Origin of the sequence: Bifidobacterium colobi (assembly GCF_018555455.1) — a bacterium.
Lineage (GTDB): Bacteria > Actinomycetota > Actinomycetes > Actinomycetales > Bifidobacteriaceae > Bifidobacterium > Bifidobacterium colobi.
In genome coordinates this window covers 311,101-329,928 of record NZ_JAFEJU010000001.1, presented here as the reverse complement: position 1 = coordinate 329,928, position 18,828 = coordinate 311,101, and the positions used below count along the sequence as shown (strand labels likewise).

10 protein-coding genes and 2 tRNA genes are annotated in these 18,828 nt (G+C 57.1%); 9 read left to right on the top strand and 3 right to left on the bottom strand.

Annotation, left to right across the window (positions count from 1 at the left end):
- Positions 1–688 precede the first annotated feature (688 nt).
- Positions 689–2,209, top strand: coding sequence for a glutamate--tRNA ligase (gene gltX, locus JS530_RS01430; protein ID WP_214375446.1), 1,521 nt, complete (start codon positions 689–691; stop codon positions 2,207–2,209).
- Between the two features lie 117 nt (positions 2,210–2,326).
- Here gltX and JS530_RS01425 read toward each other — a convergent pair whose 3' ends face one another.
- Positions 2,327–3,373 (bottom strand): LacI family DNA-binding transcriptional regulator, encoded by a 1,047-nt coding sequence (locus JS530_RS01425; protein ID WP_214375445.1) that lies wholly within the window; start codon positions 3,371–3,373, stop codon positions 2,327–2,329.
- Positions 3,374–3,418: 45 nt separating this feature from the next.
- Positions 3,419–4,966, bottom strand: a complete 1,548-nt coding sequence (locus JS530_RS01420; protein ID WP_214375444.1) for a glycoside hydrolase family 31 protein — start codon at positions 4,964–4,966, stop codon at positions 3,419–3,421.
- A 382-nt stretch (positions 4,967–5,348) separates the two neighbouring features.
- On the opposite strand from JS530_RS01420, the gene JS530_RS01415 reads away from it, so the two are divergent.
- From JS530_RS01415 to JS530_RS01400, 4 genes are all read left to right on the top strand, one after another.
- Complete coding sequence (locus tag JS530_RS01415) at positions 5,349–6,590, top strand: ABC transporter substrate-binding protein (RefSeq protein WP_214375443.1); 1,242 nt, start codon at positions 5,349–5,351, stop codon at positions 6,588–6,590.
- A 131-nt stretch (positions 6,591–6,721) separates the two neighbouring features.
- Positions 6,722–7,687 carry a carbohydrate ABC transporter permease gene (locus JS530_RS01410; protein ID WP_214375442.1) on the top strand — a complete coding sequence of 322 codons (966 nt, stop codon included), beginning with the start codon at positions 6,722–6,724 and terminating at the stop codon, positions 7,685–7,687.
- The gene (locus tag JS530_RS01405; RefSeq protein WP_214375441.1) at positions 7,684–8,517 is read left to right on the top strand and encodes a carbohydrate ABC transporter permease; all 834 of its coding nucleotides are present in this window, start codon (positions 7,684–7,686) and stop codon (positions 8,515–8,517) included. Before JS530_RS01410 ends, JS530_RS01405 begins: the two co-directional genes overlap by 4 nt.
- A 157-nt stretch (positions 8,518–8,674) precedes the next feature.
- The gene (locus JS530_RS01400; RefSeq protein WP_214375440.1) at positions 8,675–9,946 is read left to right on the top strand and encodes a glycoside hydrolase family protein; all 1,272 of its coding nucleotides are present in this window, start codon (positions 8,675–8,677) and stop codon (positions 9,944–9,946) included.
- A 67-nt stretch (positions 9,947–10,013) separates the two neighbouring features.
- Here JS530_RS01400 and JS530_RS01395 read toward each other — a convergent pair whose 3' ends face one another.
- Positions 10,014–11,180 (bottom strand): ATP-binding protein, encoded by a 1,167-nt coding sequence (locus tag JS530_RS01395; protein WP_214375439.1) that lies wholly within the window; start codon positions 11,178–11,180, stop codon positions 10,014–10,016.
- Between the two features lie 422 nt (positions 11,181–11,602).
- Here JS530_RS01395 and JS530_RS01390 point away from each other — a divergent pair.
- From JS530_RS01390 to JS530_RS01375, 4 genes are all read left to right on the top strand, one after another.
- Positions 11,603–11,675, top strand: a tRNA-Glu gene (locus tag JS530_RS01390).
- A 39-nt stretch (positions 11,676–11,714) separates the two neighbouring features.
- Positions 11,715–11,789 (top strand) — tRNA-Gln (locus JS530_RS01385).
- A 118-nt stretch (positions 11,790–11,907) separates the two neighbouring features.
- A complete protein-coding gene (locus tag JS530_RS01380; protein WP_214375438.1) occupies positions 11,908–12,393 on the top strand; it encodes a hypothetical protein in 486 nt (161 codons plus the stop codon).
- Positions 12,394–12,783: 390 nt separating this feature from the next.
- Positions 12,784–18,720: an endo-alpha-N-acetylgalactosaminidase family protein gene (locus JS530_RS01375; RefSeq protein ID WP_214375437.1), complete on the top strand. Its 5,937-nt coding sequence runs from the start codon at positions 12,784–12,786 to the stop codon at positions 18,718–18,720.
- Positions 18,721–18,828 lie beyond the last annotated feature (108 nt).

The window sequence follows — 18,828 nt, the reverse complement described above, 5'->3', positions numbered from 1 at the left end:
CATGCCAGATTCCGGGGATTGCGTCGTGAAACATGGCGTGAAACGTGGGTTTTGCGCTACTTTCCGGGGAATGCGTCGCAAAAGGCTGGTAGAAGTGCCGGATTCCGGGGATTGCGTCGTGAAACATGGCGTGAAACGTTGGTTTTGCGCTTCTTTCCGGGGATTGCGTCGTGAGGGGTGGGTGGATGTGCCGGATTCCGGGGATTGCGTCGTGTACGGATTGTTATGAAACCGATATCAAATGAAGCTGCGCGGACATTTGAGGCTTTGTTATCGTTAACTTAAGTTTGCGCACAGCTTCGGTGGCGAAGCTGGGAAGCAATGGAAGCTTCCGGTGCATGAAATAAGGGGAATAACGATGAACAACGATTACCTGAACGTGGCCATGACCAACACAACTGCGGATTTTCATGAGATTCGCGAGGATGATTCGCAGGATTGGGCAGACCTGTTCAGCGGTCTTGCCTGCTAGCCTGCTCGCCCCCTCCCAATGTACTTTCATGTACTTTTCGCGCGAAAAGTACGCAAACTACCCGCTATTGAGCCCTCAAACGTACTTTTCGCGCGAATAGTGCGCAAATTGGGCTTGTAAGGCCGGCTTCTCGTACTTTTCGCGCGAAAAGTACGCCGGGGTGGGAGTGCTGTGATCGGGGCCACGCGTCCGGCGCGCGCGGCACAATAGGGGATTATGACTGATGCTGAAAACACCAAACCTGAACTCCCCGCGAACGTTCGTGTTCGCTTCTGCCCGTCTCCGACCGGCACCCCGCACGTCGGCATGGTGCGCACCGCCCTGTTCAACTGGGCTGAGGCCCGCGCCACCGGCGGCAAGCTGATCTTCCGCATCGAAGACACCGACGCCGCTCGCGACTCCGAGGAAAGCTACAACCAGATTCTTGAGGCCCTGCGCTGGCTGGGCATCGACTGGGACGAGGGCATCGACGTGGGTGGCCCCCACGGCCCGTACCGCCAGTCCGAGCGTACCGACATCTACAAGGATGTCGCCGCCAAGCTGCTCGAAGCCGGCTACGCTTACGAATCCTTCTCCACTCCTGAGGAAATCAAGGAGCGCAACCTGGCCGCCGGCCGTCCGGCCGAGTTCGGCTACGACGGCTACGACCGCAACCTCACCGAAGAGCAGAAGGCCGCTTTCCGTGCCGAGGGCCGCAAGCCTGCCCTGCGTATCCGCATGCCTGATGAAGACATCGCCTTCGACGATCTGATTCGCGGCACCATCGAATTCAAGGCCGGTTCCGTACCGGACTACGTGATCGTGCGCCCGAACGGCGACCCGCTGTACACGCTCACCAACCCGGTGGACGACGCCATGATGGACATCAACGTGGTGCTGCGCGGCGAGGATCTGCTGAGCTCCACCCCGCGCCAGATCGTGCTCTACCGCTACCTCGAAGAGCTGGGCGTCGCCAAGACCACCCCGCTGTTCGGCCACATGCCGTACGTGATGGGTCAGGGCAACAAGAAGCTCTCCAAGCGCGATCCGGAATCCAACCTGTTCAACCACCGCGACGCCGGCTTCATTCGTGAAGGCCTGCTCAACTACCTGGCGCTGCTCGGCTGGTCCATCGCCCCCGACCGCGACGTGTTCTCCATGGACGAGATGATCGCCAAGTTCGACGTGCGCGATGTGAAGGCCAACCCGGCCCGCTTCGACCTGGACAAGGCCATCTCCATCAACGCTGAGCACATCCGCATGCTCGACCCGGCTGACTTCCTGCGCCGCTCCGTGCCGTACCTCAAGCGTGACGGCGTGGTCTCCGCAGACAATTGGGATGCGCTGACCGCTCGTGAGCAGGAAATCCTGACCGCTGCCGCCCCGCTGGTCCAGCCGCGCGTGCGTCTGCTCGGCGAGGTCGCCGGCATGGTGGGCTCCCTGCTCTCCACCGAGGAGTACCTGGAGCCGGCCGCCGACGCTCGCAAGCAGCTCAAGGATTCCGCCGGCGAAGTGCTCGACGCCGCCATCGCCGCTCTGGAAGGTGTGGATGAGGCTGACTGGAAGACCGACAACCTGCACGAGACTCTGAACAAGGCTCTGGTGGAAGACGGTGGCTACAAGCCGCGTCTGGCGTTCGGTCCGGTACGCGTGGCCATGTCCGGCCGCCGCGTTTCCCCGCCGCTGTTCGAGTCCATGGAAATCGTCGGCAAGCCGGTTTCCATCGCTCGACTGAAGGGTCTGCGCGAGCACCTGTGATATCCGGCATGTGACGGAGTGAAAGAAGAACGGGCATCTTCCCAATGTGGGGAGATGCCCGTTCTTGTACATTCGTCAGTGCGCTGCACGAACCATTGCAGCGCACTGACTTCCGTATTATCTGGTATTCCAATCGATGGTGGTGGCTCGGCGCGTGATACCGGTGGGCTCGATCAGATCGCAGTGCGGTGCGGCGGTCGAGCCGTGAAGACGGTCGAAGAGGACCGTCATGGCCTGATTGGAAACCTCTTCAGGGCGAGTCGACACATTGGTTACAGGCCATTGGAATGAGGTGGCAGACAGATCTGAGCAGTGGGAGACCACAGATAGGTCTCGTCCCGGTACAAGTCCGCGTTCGCTTAAGGCTCGCAGCAGCCATTCGGTTGGTTGGGGCTGACGCACGATGATTCCCAGTCGATCGTCGACGTGTTGCAACAGCTGATCGGTGCTGCGCCGAATACCTTCCCAACCTTCAACAAGGCGGGGAACAATGATGAAATCCAAGCCGCGCTGGTCGGCACGTTCATGAGCTCCGGAGAAGAATTCATTCGAGAACCGGAATTCATCGCCGTTCGAACCCAAGGTGTTGCCAACCATGGCGATATGGCGATGCCCGGTGTCGGCGAGTTCGTCAACGGCAAGATAGGCGGCCTCCCGGGCGTCAAAGTCAACTACGTCGAGCCCTAAAGCGTTGTCAGGGCGGCCGACCAGTACCACCGGCGTATTGAGCTCTGCGGCGGTGGGGATACGTTCATCGTTGCGCTGGATGTCCATGAGGATGAAGGCATCGCAGATTGACTTACCGGCAAGGCGTCGCAATGCCATCGATCCCTCGTGCGTGGTGTTGATGATGACGTCGTAGTCATGTTTTCTGGCCAGTTTCACGACTGCGTCAATGTACGGCGTGGTCTCATTGGCATCGAATGTTTCATTCATCTCCACGAACAGCGCGATGATGTTGGTCTTATTGGTTTTCAGCGTGCGTGCACCGGCGTTGGGCTGGTAATTCAGCTTGCGCATGGCCTCTTCGACGCGTTTCCTCGTTGCCTCGGAAACGACGCTTTTGCCATTGATGACGAATGAGACCGTGCTCTGGGAGACTCCAGCCAATGCCGCCACGTCTTTGCTGGTTGGTGGTCGGGTTCCTGTATGTTTGCCGGTCATGGTTCCTCTTGCTGTAGTCGTGAGCGTGATGTCAGTATTCCAATACTATGCTTCGCGTGTGAAACGCGGCAGCCTGTCGATTGGGCATGCTGTATGAATCACTGTCGGCCCCTCGATGATTTGCCCGGCATCGGAATGCCAGCGCCCGGCGGGGATGGCCACGTCTCGGGCTTGTGCGCCGCGCTCAAGGCATGGTGCCACGATGGTATCGCTGCCGAGCATGAACTGGTCGGTGACCTCATCCATACCGGGGAAGTGATAGGCCATTGGCCGAATGATGGGTTCTCCGGTTTGTGCTGCATGGTTGGCCAGCTGGAGAATCGTCGGCAGATATTGTTCGCGAATATCCAGCGCTTGGCGGACGGCCTTGAGATGTTCGTCATTCAAAACTCGCGAGGGTGCCACGGAGAATTGCATCATTGGTGCGAGGGCTGCGATTTGCGCGTAACGGACAAAGAACTCCTGATCCACTCCGGAATGCTTGGTGCTGTTCACTTCGCCGCCGCCGATCATATCGGGGCAGACGAACGCATGCCCGATCATGCCTTGCGCCAGCATTTCGGGAATCAGGGATTGAATGCCGGTCTCATCCCACGCGGCGGGCTTATCTTGCAGACGTTGCGCAAGCGGCTGCCCACCCATCTTCCAACAGGCTCGGAATTCGTTGAATGGGTAGCCGGTGCCGATTTTGGCCCATTGCTCGCACATGTCATTGGATGTCATCGGTCGGTATGGGCGGTCGTCGAGGTGAAAATCGTACAGATCACCGCCGTCGAATTTAAAGCCGTCCACTCCCAGCGCTCGCAGCGCATCGAGTTTGGTGCGAATCCAGGCGCAGGCAGCAGGATTGCTCAGATCCAGTACGGCGCTGAGCCCGTTCCACCAACGGCGGATTGCGGTTCGGCCGTGTTTGTCCTGAAGCATGAGTCCGTTCGCTTCGAGCTCTCTGAACACAGCGGAATCGGGGCTGACGAATGGCACCAGCCAGACGATGATATTGAATCCTTGGGCGTGCAGCTGGTCGAGCATCGCCTTGGGGTCCGGGAATGCCGCTGGGTCAAACGTCCAGTTGCCGTAATCCGGGCTCCATTTGTCGTCGATCATCAGCACGCCGGCAGGCATGCCGGCTTCAATCATGGAATCGGCGTACGCCAATACGCCCTGCTGCGTGGGATGATATGGCATTTCTATCCATGTGTTGTATTGGGGCTTGGAGAACATTTCGAGCGCTGGAGTATCGCCGGACGGAGGGAAATGCTCCTGGCAAGCCTCGAGATAGGCATCTCGTAAAGTACTTCCTGCACTTTGATGCACGTCAATGGCGTGGTCGGCTTGGATGACGAGGGTGTTGTCGTCGAAGCTGAATTCGAATGGGTGCTCATCCCAGACGTATCGTCCCTTTGTGGAGACGAGCAGGGGTGCGCTTTGATTGGACGCTTCCGGCAGCTGTCCGGGCTGATGTTGCCATGTTGCGAGATTGCAGTGGAACTCGCTTGTTCCGTACGGCATGAATCGTCCGTCGGCGACTCTGCCTCCCCACCAGTGTTCGTCTGGAAGCTGGTTGATTACGGTGTGTGTGGTGTTGGTTGTCATTGGTGTTCCTATTGGTTGAAGACTGACTTTCGATGCTTCGGCGCATCGGAACTAATACGTATTATTACTCAGGATATTGATGGTGCAAAATATCGGTGTGCCGCGAGTGTATGCCTAGTTGACGGATAGTTCGAGGTTTCTATCCTGTATGCTGTAAACCATTGAAATATAAAGTATTTGGCAATTTCTATTAGTGCGACACGCCGCTATTGCACCTGCTGTATCACGGTGGCATACTGAAGCCACGTACTCAATAATACGTATTAAAACAATACAGTCGATATCGAAATGAGAAGGCACCGCAGCTTTCAGGTTTTCGATATTGAGTTCTGGATTTCAGCGGTGCCGGTGCTGACGCCGCTACAGGAAGGAAAGATTGACAATGAAGTTCTCCAAAACGATGATTGCAGCAGTGGCGGCTGCTGCAATGTTGGTGCCGCTTGCCGCATGCGGCAGTAGCACTGCTGGATCAGACAAAACCACCATCACCTACTTCTCGTGGAACAACGAGAAGATGATGAGTCCGATTGTCAAGGCATTCGAGGAAGCCAACCCCGATATCAAGGTCGAGATGAGCACGGCCCAAGGCCAGGCCACGGACTATGCGCAAACCCTGACCACGCGCGTCGCCGGCGGTCAGGTTCCGGACGTATTCCACATGTCCATCGAAACCCGCAACGAAGTGCTTGATGCCGGCCTTGCCCGCGACATCACCAATGAGGACTTCGTCAAGAATCTTCCGAAGTCCCAGACCGACCTCTACACCCGTGATGGCAAGGTGTATGGCATGTCGCCGACTGCCTGGGTGGGTGGCATCGTCTATAACAAGGATCTGCTGAAACAGGTGGGTTACGACAGCGTGCCCGAGACCTTGGATGAATTCATCGAGCTTGGCAAGAAGCTCCAGGCGCAGAACATCACGCCGTACATGGAAGACATGAGCGTGGTCTCCGGCTCCTTCCAGCCGATGCTTGGCGGCTATTACTCCAAGCAGGGCATCGATGCCTCCAAGTGGCCTGAACAAGACCAGGGCGGTACATTTTCCGAGCAGTGGACTCCGGTGCTGAAGCAGTGGCTGAAGCTCGTTGATTCCGGCACCCTACCCAAGGAAACAGTCGGTGTCAGTGCCGACCAGATCAAGCAGAACTTCATGACCGGCCAGCTGGCCATGTTCCGTTCCGGCCCATGGGACTTCGCCGATCTTGACTCCTCGGGCGTTGACTATGGTGTGGCGCCATTCCCGGCTGTTGACGGTGGCAAGCCGTACGTCGGTGGTGGCCCGGACTCCCCGTTCGTCATCAGCTCTAAGGTCGATGGTGCCAAGCTGGAAGCCGCTAAGAAGTTCCTCGCTTTCATGAACAGCGAGGAAGGCCTCAAGCTGGAAGAGAAGCAGATCAACCAGATTTCCGTCTCCCCGGCCTACAAGGCCAACGTGGCTCCTCAGCTCAAGGACCTCTACGAGAAGTACATCACCAACGGCGACTTCTACTGGACCAACTGGACTCGTGACGGCAATGTGATGGGCCAGGAAATGGCTTCTCAGTTCCAGCTCTTGGTGCAGGGCCAGGCCTCGGTGGCCGATGTCACCAAGGCCCTGGATGCCAAGTGGGCTGAATCGAAGTGATCGCCCGCTAGTCAAACAACATCAATCTCCATACTCCTATCTCCTCCTTCAACTGATTCGCTCGGGCGGTTCCGCCCGTCCGAGCGAATCCTTCTCCAATGCATATAGGCATATAGAAAGGCAACGCTGACATGTCTCGTCATGACCAGTCGCAGGAAGTGCCTGCCGGTGCACCATCGGCTGGTGCCGTCAATGCCAAAACCCCCTGGTACAAAACCGGCAAATTCGCTGAAACAGCAGCCTCCACAGGCTTCCTGTTTCCTATCATCGTGGTGTTCCTGGTGCTTACCGCGGTCCCTTTGGTGCAAACCATCTATTATTCATTCACCGACTTCAACGGATTCCAGCAGCATCCTAACTTCGTGGGATTCGCCAATTATCAGAAAGTATTCACGGATCCTTCCCTGCTCGTAGGTCTCGGATTCACCGTGCTATTTGCCGTGACTACCACACTGATTACCACCGCTTTGGCGATTCCGCTGGCCGTGGCGCTGAACTCAAAGTTCTACGGTCGATCCTTCGCTCGCTCGCTGTTCTTCTTCCTCGGCGTTCCTTCGCTTATCGTGCTTGGCCTGGTCTGGCAATACATTCTTTCCCCGTTGAAGACCGGCGCACTCAACTCGGTGCTGATTTCCATGGGACTCAAATCGGTACCGTGGCTGGCCGATAGCAACCTCGCGCGCATAGCGGTAATCTTCGTGGCCATCTGGGCCGCCGTCGGCTGGCATGCCACCCTGTATTTGGCTTATTTGCAGGCGGTGCCAAAAGATCTCTACGAGCAGGCTGCCGTTGATGGTGCCAATGCTTTCCAGCAGTTCATCCACATCACCTTGCCACAGCTGGTGCCCGGCATCGTGGTCTCCACATTCCTGCTCATCACCAATGGTTTGAAGGTCTATGATCTCCCGTTCGGCATGACCAAGGGCGGCCCGGGCTACGCAACCAACACCATCACCCAATCCATCATCGTTCAAGGTATTTCGCAATCCCAATATGGCCTGGGCTCGGCCCTCGCAGTGCTGTTCACCGTCGCCTGCATGATCGTCGTCCTTGGCCAGCAGGCCATTACCGGCATTATCACTAGGAGGTTCGCATGACACCGTCACAGCGTGCGCAGGTCGGTAAAATCGTCCGCACCATACTCATCAATGGTTTGGCCATCATCATGGCCATCCCGCTCTACTACATCGTCATCAACACGTTCAAAACCACACTTGACATGGCCCAGTCGCCATTCGGCCTGCCTGAGCATTGGACGTTGCAACACTACGCGGATGTGTTCGGCACCCTGCCTATTGTGCAAAGCTTCATCAATTCCATCATCGTTACCGTGTTCGCCGTGTTCTTCGAAGTGATGATTGGCGCGCTCGCCGCCTACGGCATGATTCTCAAGAACAGCAAGTTCACTGCCGGCGTTGGCGCGGTGCTGATGATCGCGTTCTGCATACCGGTGCAGGCCACGCTGATTCCACTGTACAAAATGGAGGCAAAGGTCGGTCTGGTCGATTCCTTGCTGGGCTTGATCATCCTGTACCTCGCCAATTCCATTTTCTGCTACATGCTCACCATCGGATATATGCGCAAGCTGCCGATGGAGATTCTGGAAGCCGCGCGTATTGACGGCGCCGGCCCGTTCCGCATCTTCCGGGTGATTGTGCTGCCGATGATTACGCCGATTCTGGCAACAGTGGTGGTCTTCCAAACGCTGTCTACCTGGAATGACTTCATGCTGCCGAACATCTTCCTGACCTCCACCGACCTGCGCACCGTGATTCTGCAGGTATACAACGCCATGGGCCAGTTCACCACCGATTGGCCGGCGTTCATGACCATCACGGTGATCGCCCTGGTGCCAGTGGTGATCTTCTTCATCTTCTGCCAGCGATGGATCGTCTCCGGTCTGGTGGCCGGCTCGGTCAAGGGCTGATTTTGGCAAATATGGGCGGAGGGATGCTACGGCGTCTCCTCCGCTCTACTGTGTATTGCCATTGAGCAGTATTGCCATTGAGCAATCCTCGTCATATTCGTTTCTTGTGATATCGGGGGAGAATATGGACGCTGCTCAATCGGACTGAGGAAACAGTATGGTAGAGCGTCAATCCCTTATTATCAGCGGAGTGCCGTGGTTTGACGACCGCGGCCGCACGGTGAATGCGCATGGCGGATGCATTGTGCAGGAAGGTGACTGGTATTACCTGTTCGGCGAATACAAAACCGATGAGGAGAACAAGTTCGCGGGATTCTCCTGTTATGCGTCGCTGGACTTGGTGCATTGGCAATTCCGCCGTATTGTGCTGCCGCAGCAGTCTGATGGCTTGATGGGGCCGGGGCGCATCGGGGAGCGTGTCAAGGTGATGCGTTGCCCTGCTACTGGGCAGTACGTAATGTATATGCATTCCGATGATTTGGGATACTACGATCCGCACATCTGCTATGCGGTGTGCGATGCCATTGATGGCGAATACCAGTTCCAAGGCCCGTTGCTGTTTGACGGTGAGCCGATTCGCCGCTGGGATTTGGGAGTATTTCAGGATGACGATGGCACTGGTTATCTGCTCGTGCATGAGGGTGATATCTATCGACTCGCCAATGATTACTGCTCTGCGGAGCAACGTGTGGGCGAGGGGATCGCGCTCGGCGGTGAGGCGCCTGCAGTGGCCAAGCTAGACGGGCGTTATTGGCTGCTGTTCTCCGGCAAGACATCGTGGGACTGCAATGAGAACTATTGTCTGTCCGCTCCCTCGATGAGTGGTCCCTGGACGTATCAGGGTCTTTTCGCGCCGGAAGGCACGCAAACCTGCAATTCCCAGACGTTGTATGCGCTGCCCGTCACGACCGAGCACGGCATGGTCTCGATGTTTATGGGGGACCGTTGGTCGTTCCCGCATCAGGCTTCGGCGGCGACATATGTATGGCAGCAGCTTATTGTGCGCGATGGCAGGCTGCGGCTGGATCGGTATGTGCCGTCATGGAATCCGGGCACAGGAGAAGCTGAGCCATTGCGCGGGCGCTCGATTGATGTTGGCTTCCATTCTTACGTCGCTGGAGAGTCAGTGAAGATTCCGTTCTATGGTTCTCGAGTGGCGTTGATTGGCCGGGCTGACCCATGGGGCTCCTATGCGCGCATTGGTATTCGGCGGGCTGATGGGTCTACTGCGGTAGAGGATATTTTCGTCAGCTTCTACGCCAAGTCTCCCGACGAAAGCTATCGATACGTCTCTCCCGAGCTACCGGAAGGCGACTACATGGTGACCGTTACGGTAACCGGCGAAGTGCCGCAGTGGACGGATAAATCCGGCCAGCGTTTCGGCTCAGTCGGCTCGGTGGTAGATGTGCGCAATGCCATCGTGCAGTGAGGCTGTTCTGCAAAATTAGGGACGTCATCACGGCGGGTGGCTTTTCGCTCGGAGCCAGCCTGATTGTTCATGCTTGAGCAGTGCAAAGATAATCGTTGGCGGTAATGAATCTGCCATTCTTGCTGGTGAAGCTCTCGGTGCCTCGATAGATAACCGCTCTGCGATCAACGGGCACTCCGAGATCTTCCCCGACTGTGGCGAGACGCTTGAAAAAGTCAGGTCGTGCTGTCATACCCGATTTGATTTCCAACAGAGTGGGATTGCGGCGCTGCGTAGCGTCCACCAAGTCGATTTCTCGCTGGTTCGAATCGCGATAGAAGCAGAGTTCGCAGTCTTTATTGCGATTGCGGTAGCGTTTCACCGTTTCCGAAATAATGAGATTCTCGAACACGTCACCACGTTTGGGGTCATCAGCAAGCTCCTGCGGCGAATGGATACCCAAAAGATAGTTGAGCAAACCGTTGTCGTAGAAATAGAGCTTGGGTGTCTTGATGAGTCGTTTGCGGGTGTTTGTGGAGTAGGGGGCCAGTCTGAATACGATGAAACTCGCCTCCAGAATTGACAGCCATTCCTTGGCGGTGTTGAAGGATATGTTCGCGTCTTTTGCCAAAGCGGTGAGGTTGAGCAAGCTGCCGGCGTTCTCCGCGCAGAGCCGCAGGAAGGTATTGAAGTCGGTGAGATTGCGGACATCGAGGTATTCCGCCACGTCACGGCTTATATAAGTGGCCGTATAGCTCCGGAAGTAGACATCTGTTGGTGTTGGCACGTCGTACAGGTGCGGGTATCCGCCGCGGAACATGAACTCGTCCACGGTCAGATTATGTTCTGATTCCAGTGCTTCCTCATAAGAGAGAGGCAGCAGTTGGAGCATGCCGACTCGGCCCGCTAATGATTGACCAATTCGCTTCTCCATCAGAAAGTTCTGCGAACCGGACAACACATATTGGCCCATAGATTTACGCTCATCAGCCACAACTTGTATTTGCGAGAACAGGCTAGGGGCGTATTGCGCCTCATCGATGATGAGCTTGTTGCCATGTGAATGGATGAATCCTACCGGGTCGTCGATGGCGCTAAGTCGTGTGGTCTCATCTTCAAGATTGACATATTCGTAATCCGGAAGCGCATTTTTGATAAGCGTGGACTTGCCGCTTTGTCGCGGACCTGTCACGGAAACAACTGGGAACCATGACAGCATAGGAGCAAGCTCTTGTGCAATAGTTCTTGGAATCATGTTGCCTCTTTTGCGCTCTCATCAATACGGTATCGGATGATTCATCAGTAGAGTGTATGCAAATTCATCAGTAGGATTTATGATAATTCATCAGTAGAGTGTATGCAAATTCATCAGTAGGATTTATGATAATTCATCAGTAGAGTAGATGAGCCTTTGAAATCAAAGGGTTTTGCCGCAGTGCTGTTGCCGAGCAGTGACCCTTATGGCTCTTGCTCCGGGGCTTACCTTACGGAGTCCGGATTCGTTGGTTGACGATTCGGTTCGGTCGGCTCGGTGGTGGATGTGCGCAATGCGATTGTGTAGTGAGTAAAACGTTGAAATTACGGGCGACACGCCGTAAGTTGCGTAAGGGTGAATAGTTGCGTATATTTATCACTCGTTGCGCGGTTCGCCTCGCAGCCGGTTGAAAAACTGAATATGCCCCCATCGTCTAGCGGTCTAGGACTACGCCCTCTCACGGCGCCAACACCGGTTCAAATCCGGTTGGGGGTACGACGAACAACTCTTCGGAGTTGTTACGCCAAGCCAAATTGGGATGTGGTGTAATTGGCAACACAGCTGATTCTGGTTCAGCCATTCTTGGTTCGAGTCCAGGCATCCCAGCCAATGACCCTCGCGGAATGCGAGGGTTTTTTGTTTTCCGGGGAACCCCGCAGTACGTTCCTCGAACGGAGAGATCCGGATGAACATCCGGAAAAGATCTGAGAACAAAGGAGATCGAAGTATGTCCGCTGAGCAGCAGACTGCACCAGCAAACACCACCAACACCACCAATGATGGTGCTCAGAAGAAGCACATGTCCAAGGTGGCCGTCGCCATCATCGCCGTGGTGGTCGTGGCCATTATCGTTGTTGCTGGCGTGTTTGGCTTCCGTGCCTACTCCGATGCCCAGTACAACAACGCGGTCGCCGCGTGCGCAGCCGCTTCCGAAGACGTGCGCAACGCCACCAACGACTACAACAACCTGGTCAACGGCGATGCCTCCGAAGCTGCAGCCCTCACCAAGAAGGATGTCAAGGACGCCTCCACGCTGGACGCGCTGAACAAGGAACTGAGCGTGGAACTGCCGGTGTACGAAGGCTGCGTGGCCGATGACACCGACGGCTTCAAGTCCGCCACCAGCAAGCTCAACGAGCAGGCCGACTGGTACAAGGCCCACACCGCATCCTTGCAGAAGGCCGTGGATGCTGTGAACGCTTCCAAGAAGTAGGGGCCGGCTGCTTCTTGCAGCTGACGATTAAGCCGCCTTGCGCATTCTCGCAAGGCGGCTTTTCTATTGCTTGCGGAGGAGGCTTGCGGAAGATGCTTGAGGAGGGGCGCCGCAGCCGCTCTCATTTTTTCTACGTAGTTATTTGTGATGCGCGTGTCGCGGATGATGCCGTCGTCAATGTGAAGGCTAACAACGTAGGTATTCGTTCGGTATTGTGATTTCGTTCACAGTGTAATTCGATGTCAAATGCACGGCGATTCTTGGCATTGCCTGAGATTGCGCATAAGAAGAGCTTCTTGTAATGTCTCTTTACATAATTACAAATGCTGATATTTCAAGGAAGACAGCATTTGTTTCAACTCAATGAAGAGATTAATGAAAATATAGTTAATGAATAAGAAGAAGACGCTCTCTGCTGCGCTGGCAACGGCGCTGGCGCTTACCTGCATGGGAGGCGGAGGGGGAACTGCGTTCGCGTATCCCCTTACCGAATCCGACTTGCAGACACTGGCAAGTCAGATTCAGCAGATCAACGACACATCCGATGATGCAGCTGCAACTGAGGCCCCTTCCGCGCAAGCCGATGCGGTGGAAGGCTGGACCATTGATTCCAACATCGCCAAGGGTGGCGAGATCCTGGAGATGGCAGACGGTTGGCTGCACTTCAAGTCCACCGCCGCTCACGGCAATGCGGCTGCTGACCCCAGCTCCAGCAATGACTGGCCGGCAGTAGCCGTATGGGGCACGGATTACGACTTCTCCAAGGCCGGCTCCTTCCATGCCACCATCAAGTCTCCGCAGGAGGGCTCCGCCAACCGCTTCGGCTTCTACCTGGGCTACAACGACCCGGGCAGCGGCCTGTTCATCGGCTACGATGCGCAAGGCTGGTTCTGGCAGACCTACACCGGCGGCGGCAACGGCGGTTGGTTCGACGGTTCTCGCATTGCTGCTCCGAGCGCCAACGACGAGCACGATATTCAAGTCTCCTGGACCGACGCCAAGGTCGCCACACTGACCGTGGACGGCCAGAAGGCATTCGACGTCGACTACTCCGCCATGACGAACCTCTCCAACAAGCTCGCCATCAAGGCCGGCTCCTGGAAGTCGTTGAGCCAGGTCACCGACGTCTACATCAAGGACTTCCCCGAGGTTACCGAAGTCGCCAAGCACGCGGTTTCCGGCAAGGTCGTCGATGCTGAAGGCGCCGCCATCGAAGGCGCTGCCGTTCGTCTGGGCAAGGCCAAGGCCAAGACGGCCGCCGACGGCACCTTCTCCTTCGCCGATATCGAAGCCGGCGAATACACGTTGTCGATTGCCAAGGACGGCTATGAGGACGTCTCCCAGCAGGTGACCGTGGACGATGCCGACCTCGCCATTGATCCGATCACCCTTAACAAGACCGTTCCAGTCGCCTCCGAAACGCTGAAGACCAAGAAGATGGAAGTGCAGATCAAGAAGAGCTTCCCCTCCGTGCTTCAGTACACGCTGACCAACGGCAAGGTGATGTATGGCCAGACCAAGGATGTGCGCACTGTTGAAATCAACGGCACCAACATCGAACTGACCGACGATGACGTGACCTTCAAGAAGGTCTCCGACACTGAAGCCACCTACACGCTGAAGGTCAAGGACGAGGCCAAGAAGATCGACGCGGTAATTACCGTCCAGATCACGGTCAAGGCTAACCAGCTGCACCTCAACGTCACCAAGATCAAGAACAACCTGTCCGACGGCATTCCTGAGGGCAACGGTGTGGAGAAGAACGCCATCCAGACGCTGTCCTTCCCGAACCAGAGCCTCGTTTCCGTGCGCTCTAGCCAGGAAGGTGCCCAGTTCACTGGTGCACGTATGTCGTCCAACACGCAGAAGCCCGGTGATACCAACTTCGCAGTAACCGAAGATACTAACGTCACCGATAGCGACTACACGTATGGCTTCATCTCCGGAGCTGGCCTGAGCGCTGGCCTGTGGAGCAACTCCGAGCATGACGGCACCTATGTGGCAGCTCCGGTGCGCGGCGGCAGCCAGAATACACGCGTCTACGCCACCACCCAGCAGACTGGCGATGCCACTTCCCTTGGCTTGGCCAGCGCGCCGTGGTACTACCACCGTACGGTCACCGATTCCAAGGGCAACAAGTACACCGTGGCCGAAACCGCATTGCCGCAGATGGCCGTGGCCATCGCCGGCGACGAGAACGAAGACGGTGCCGTCAACTGGCAGGATGGCGCGATTGCCTACCGCGACATCATGAACAATCCGTACAAGTCCGAGGAAGTGCCCGAACTGGTGGCATGGCGTATCGCCATGAACTTCGGTTCTCAGGCACAGAACCCGTTCCTCACCACGCTTGACAACGTCAAGAAGGTGGCCTTGAACACCGACGGCCTTGGCCAGTCCGTGCTGCTCAAGGGCTACGGCAACGAAGGCCACGACTCCGGCCATCCGGATTACGGCGACATCGGCCAGCGCCTCGGCGGTGCCGATGACATGAACACCCTGATGGAAGAAGGTGCCGAGTACGGTGCCCGCTTCGGTGTGCACGTCAACGCCTCCGAAATGTATCCGGAAGCCAAGGCCTTCAGTGAGGACATGGTTCGCCGCACGAACATCAGCAAAGACAACCCTACGGGTGATTTGAGCTACGGCTGGAACTGGCTCGATCAGGGTGTCGGCATCGACGGCATCTACGATCTGGCATCCGGTTCCCGCGTAAGCCGTTTCGCTGACCTCAGCAAGGAAGTCGGCGACAACATGGACTTCATCTACCTCGACGTGTGGGGCAATCTGACTTCTTCCAGCTCGGAAGATTCCTGGGAAACCCGCAAGATGAGCAAGATGATCAACGACAACGGTTGGCGCATGACCACCGAATGGGGATCCGGCAACGAGTACGACTCCACCTTCCAGCACTGGGCGGCTGATCTGACCTACGGCGGCTATGCCTCCAAGGGCGAGAACTCCGCAGTGATGCGCTTCCTGCGCAACCATCAGAAGGACAGCTGGGTTGGCGACTACCCGTCCTACGGCGGCGCTGCCAACGCCCCGCTGCTCGGCGGCTACAACATGAAGGACTTCGAAGGCTGGCAGGGCCGAAACGACTATGCCGCCTACATCAAGAACCTGTACACCCATGATGTGTCCACCAAGTTCATCCAGCACTTCAAGGTGGCCCGCTGGGTCAACAACCCGCTGCTGACCGCCGACAATGGCAACGACAACGCTGTGGTTGATCCGAACACGAACAACGGCAACGAGCAGATCACCCTGAAGGATTCCAACGGCAACGTTGTAGTGATCTCCCGTGGCTCCAACGACACCTCCAGCGCAGCCTACCGCCAGCGCACCATCACCTTCAACGGCGTGACGGTTGCTTCCGGCGCTGTCTCCGCAGGTGACGGCACTTCCACCGGCGACGAGTCCTACCTGCTGCCGTGGATGTGGGATTCCTCCACCGGCAAGCTGGTCAAGGATTCCGAGCAAAAGCTCTACCACTGGAACACCAAGGGTGGCACCACCACTTGGACTTTGCCGGATAGCTGGAAGAACCTCTCCAGCGTAAAGGTGTACCAGCTCACCGATCAGGGCAAGACCAACGAGCAGACCGTGGCCGTCTCCGGCGGTAAGGTGACGCTCACTGCCGACGCCGAAACCCCGTACGTGGTGTACAAGGGCGAGGCCAAGCAGATTCAGGTCAACTGGAGCGAAGGCATGCACGTTGTGGATGCTGGCTTCAACGGCGGCTCCAACACCCTCACCGACAACTGGACTGTCAGCGGCTCCGGCAAGGCTGAAGTCGAAGGCGAGAACAACGCCATGCTGCGCCTCACCGGCAAGGTTGACGTCTCCCAGCGCCTGACCGACCTCAAGGCCGGCCAGAAGTACGCACTGTACGTCGGCGTTGACAACCGCAGTACCGGTGACGCATCCGTCACCGTGACCAGCGGCGGCAAGGTGCTGGCCACCAACTCCACCGGCAAGTCCATCGCCAAGAACTACATCAAGGCATACGGTCACAACACGAACAGCAATACGGAAAATGGCTCCAGCTACTTCCAGAACATGTACGTGTTCTTCACCGCGCCCGAGAACGGCGATGCCACGGTAACCCTGTCTCACAAGAGCACTGACGGAGCACACACCTACTTCGACGATGTGCGCATCGTGGAGAACCAGTACTCCGGCATCACCCTCGATGAGAACGGCGAACTCAAGCAGCTCACCAACGGATTCGAAAACAACGCCCAGGGCATCTGGCCGTTCGTGGTCTCCGGCTCCGAAGGCGTTGAGGACAACCGCATCCACCTCTCCGAGCTGCATGCTCCATTCACGCAGGCCGGGTGGGATGTCAAGAAGATGGACGATGTGCTCGATGGCACTTGGTCGGTGAAGGTCAACGGCCTGACCCAGAAGGGCACGCTGGTCTACCAGACGATCCCGCAGAACGTGAAGTTCGAGGCGGGCGCCAAGTACAAGGTGAGCTTCGATTATCAATCCGGCTCCGACGACATCTACGCCATCGCTGTGGGCCAGGGTGAGTACTCTGCCGGCAGCGTGAAGCTGACCAACCTGAAGAAGGCTCTGGGCAAGACCGGCAAGGCCGAGTTCGAGCTGACCGGTGGCGTCAACGGCGATTCCTGGTTCGGTATCTACTCGACCGCAACCGCACCTGATCTGCAGGGTTCCACCGGCAACGCACAGGACTTCGGCGGATACAAGGACTTCGTGCTCGACAACCTGAAGATCGAGCGCGTCGACTCTGAGGCTCGCACCAAGGCCGAGGCGCAGGATAAGCTCAAGGAAATCAGCGGCAAGTACGATTCCAAGCATGCCGAACTCTCTGATGCCGCATGGCAGACCTATCAGGACACCTTGGTCAAGGTCCAAGTGCTCATCGACAAGAATGGCGCAACTGCTGAGGATTACACCAAGGCATACGACATTCTCGAGGCTCTCGACGAGTATATGAAGACCGCTCCCGGCAACGAGAGCAGCGACAAGTACGATGTGGCAGCTGACGGCTCCGACGAGCTGGGTGGCTACACCGTGAGGGCTGGTAGCGAACAGTCCAACTACGGCAACTACGAAGGTCCAAAGGACTTCGCCCAGGATGGTTCGGACAGTACCTACTGGCATACCAGCTGGAGCGCCAATGCCATTGCCGACGGCACGGCTTGGTACCAGTTCAACCTTGCCCAGCCAACTACCATCAACGGTCTGCGATACCTGCCTCGACCGGGCGGTGCCAGCGTCAACGGCAAGATCAAGGATTACAAGATCACGCTGACCACTGCCGATGGTGCCACCCAAACGCTCGCGCTGGACGACTCCGCCGCTAACGAGATCGTTCACGAGGGCACATTCTCCACCGATACCACTTGGCAGAAGGCCAGCTTCGATGCTGTCGATAACGTGGTTAGCGTACGTCTGACTGCGCTCACTTCCACCGGATCTTCTGCGGGAGAGACCAACAAGTACGCATCCGCTTCCGAGCTTCGTCTCACCACGGACCGTGAAGTCGAGGAAGAGGCCGTCGCTCCCGACAAGACCGACCTCAACGACGCCATTGCCAAGGCCAACGGTCTCAAGGAGGCCGACTACACGGCTGAAAGCTGGGAGGCGCTGGTCAAGGCTCGCAAGGCTGCGCAGACTGTGGCGGATAACGATAAGGCTACCGCTTACGACGTGGCTCTGGCGCTGACGAACCTCGAATCCGCCATCGCCGGTCTTCAGCAGAACGGCAACAATCCTGGCCCTGGCCCGGTCGTGGTAGACAGGACCGACCTGCAGTCCGCAGTAAGCAAGGCAGACAAGCTTGAGAAGGCTGATTACACGGCTGACTCGTGGGATGTCTTCGCCGACGCACTGAAGACTGCCAAGCAGGTGCTCGACAATGACAAGGCCACGCAGACGGAAGTGAACAACGCGCTGACTGCACTGCAGGAAGCCATCACCGGTCTGAAGCCCGCATCCACTCCGGATCCGAAGCCGGGCGTGGTCGATAAGTCCGCGCTGAATGCGGTTATCAACAAGGCGCTCGCCATCGATCTGGCTGTCTACACCGATGATTCCGCCAACGCGTTGCGTGCTGCGTTGAAGAAGGCCCGCGAGGTTTCCGACAACAGCAAGGCCACGCAGGCTCAGGTTGACGAAGCCCGCGAGGCTTTGGAGAAGGCCATCGCCGGACTGGTCAAGCGTGGTTCCACGGCACAGGGTGGAGTGATCTCCAGCACAGGCTCCGCCGTCGCCGCGGTCGCTCTGGCTGGCTTGCTCCTAGCGGGTGCCGGTGCAGCCATCGCCTACCGTCGCAATCGCGAGGAGATGTAGTCGCTTCTCTGAGCTGATTCGCAATCCATCTCAATCCAACCCATCTCACTAAACGTACGCTGAGCATCACTCAGCGTACGTTTAGTGAGATGGGGAATGAAAAACTCG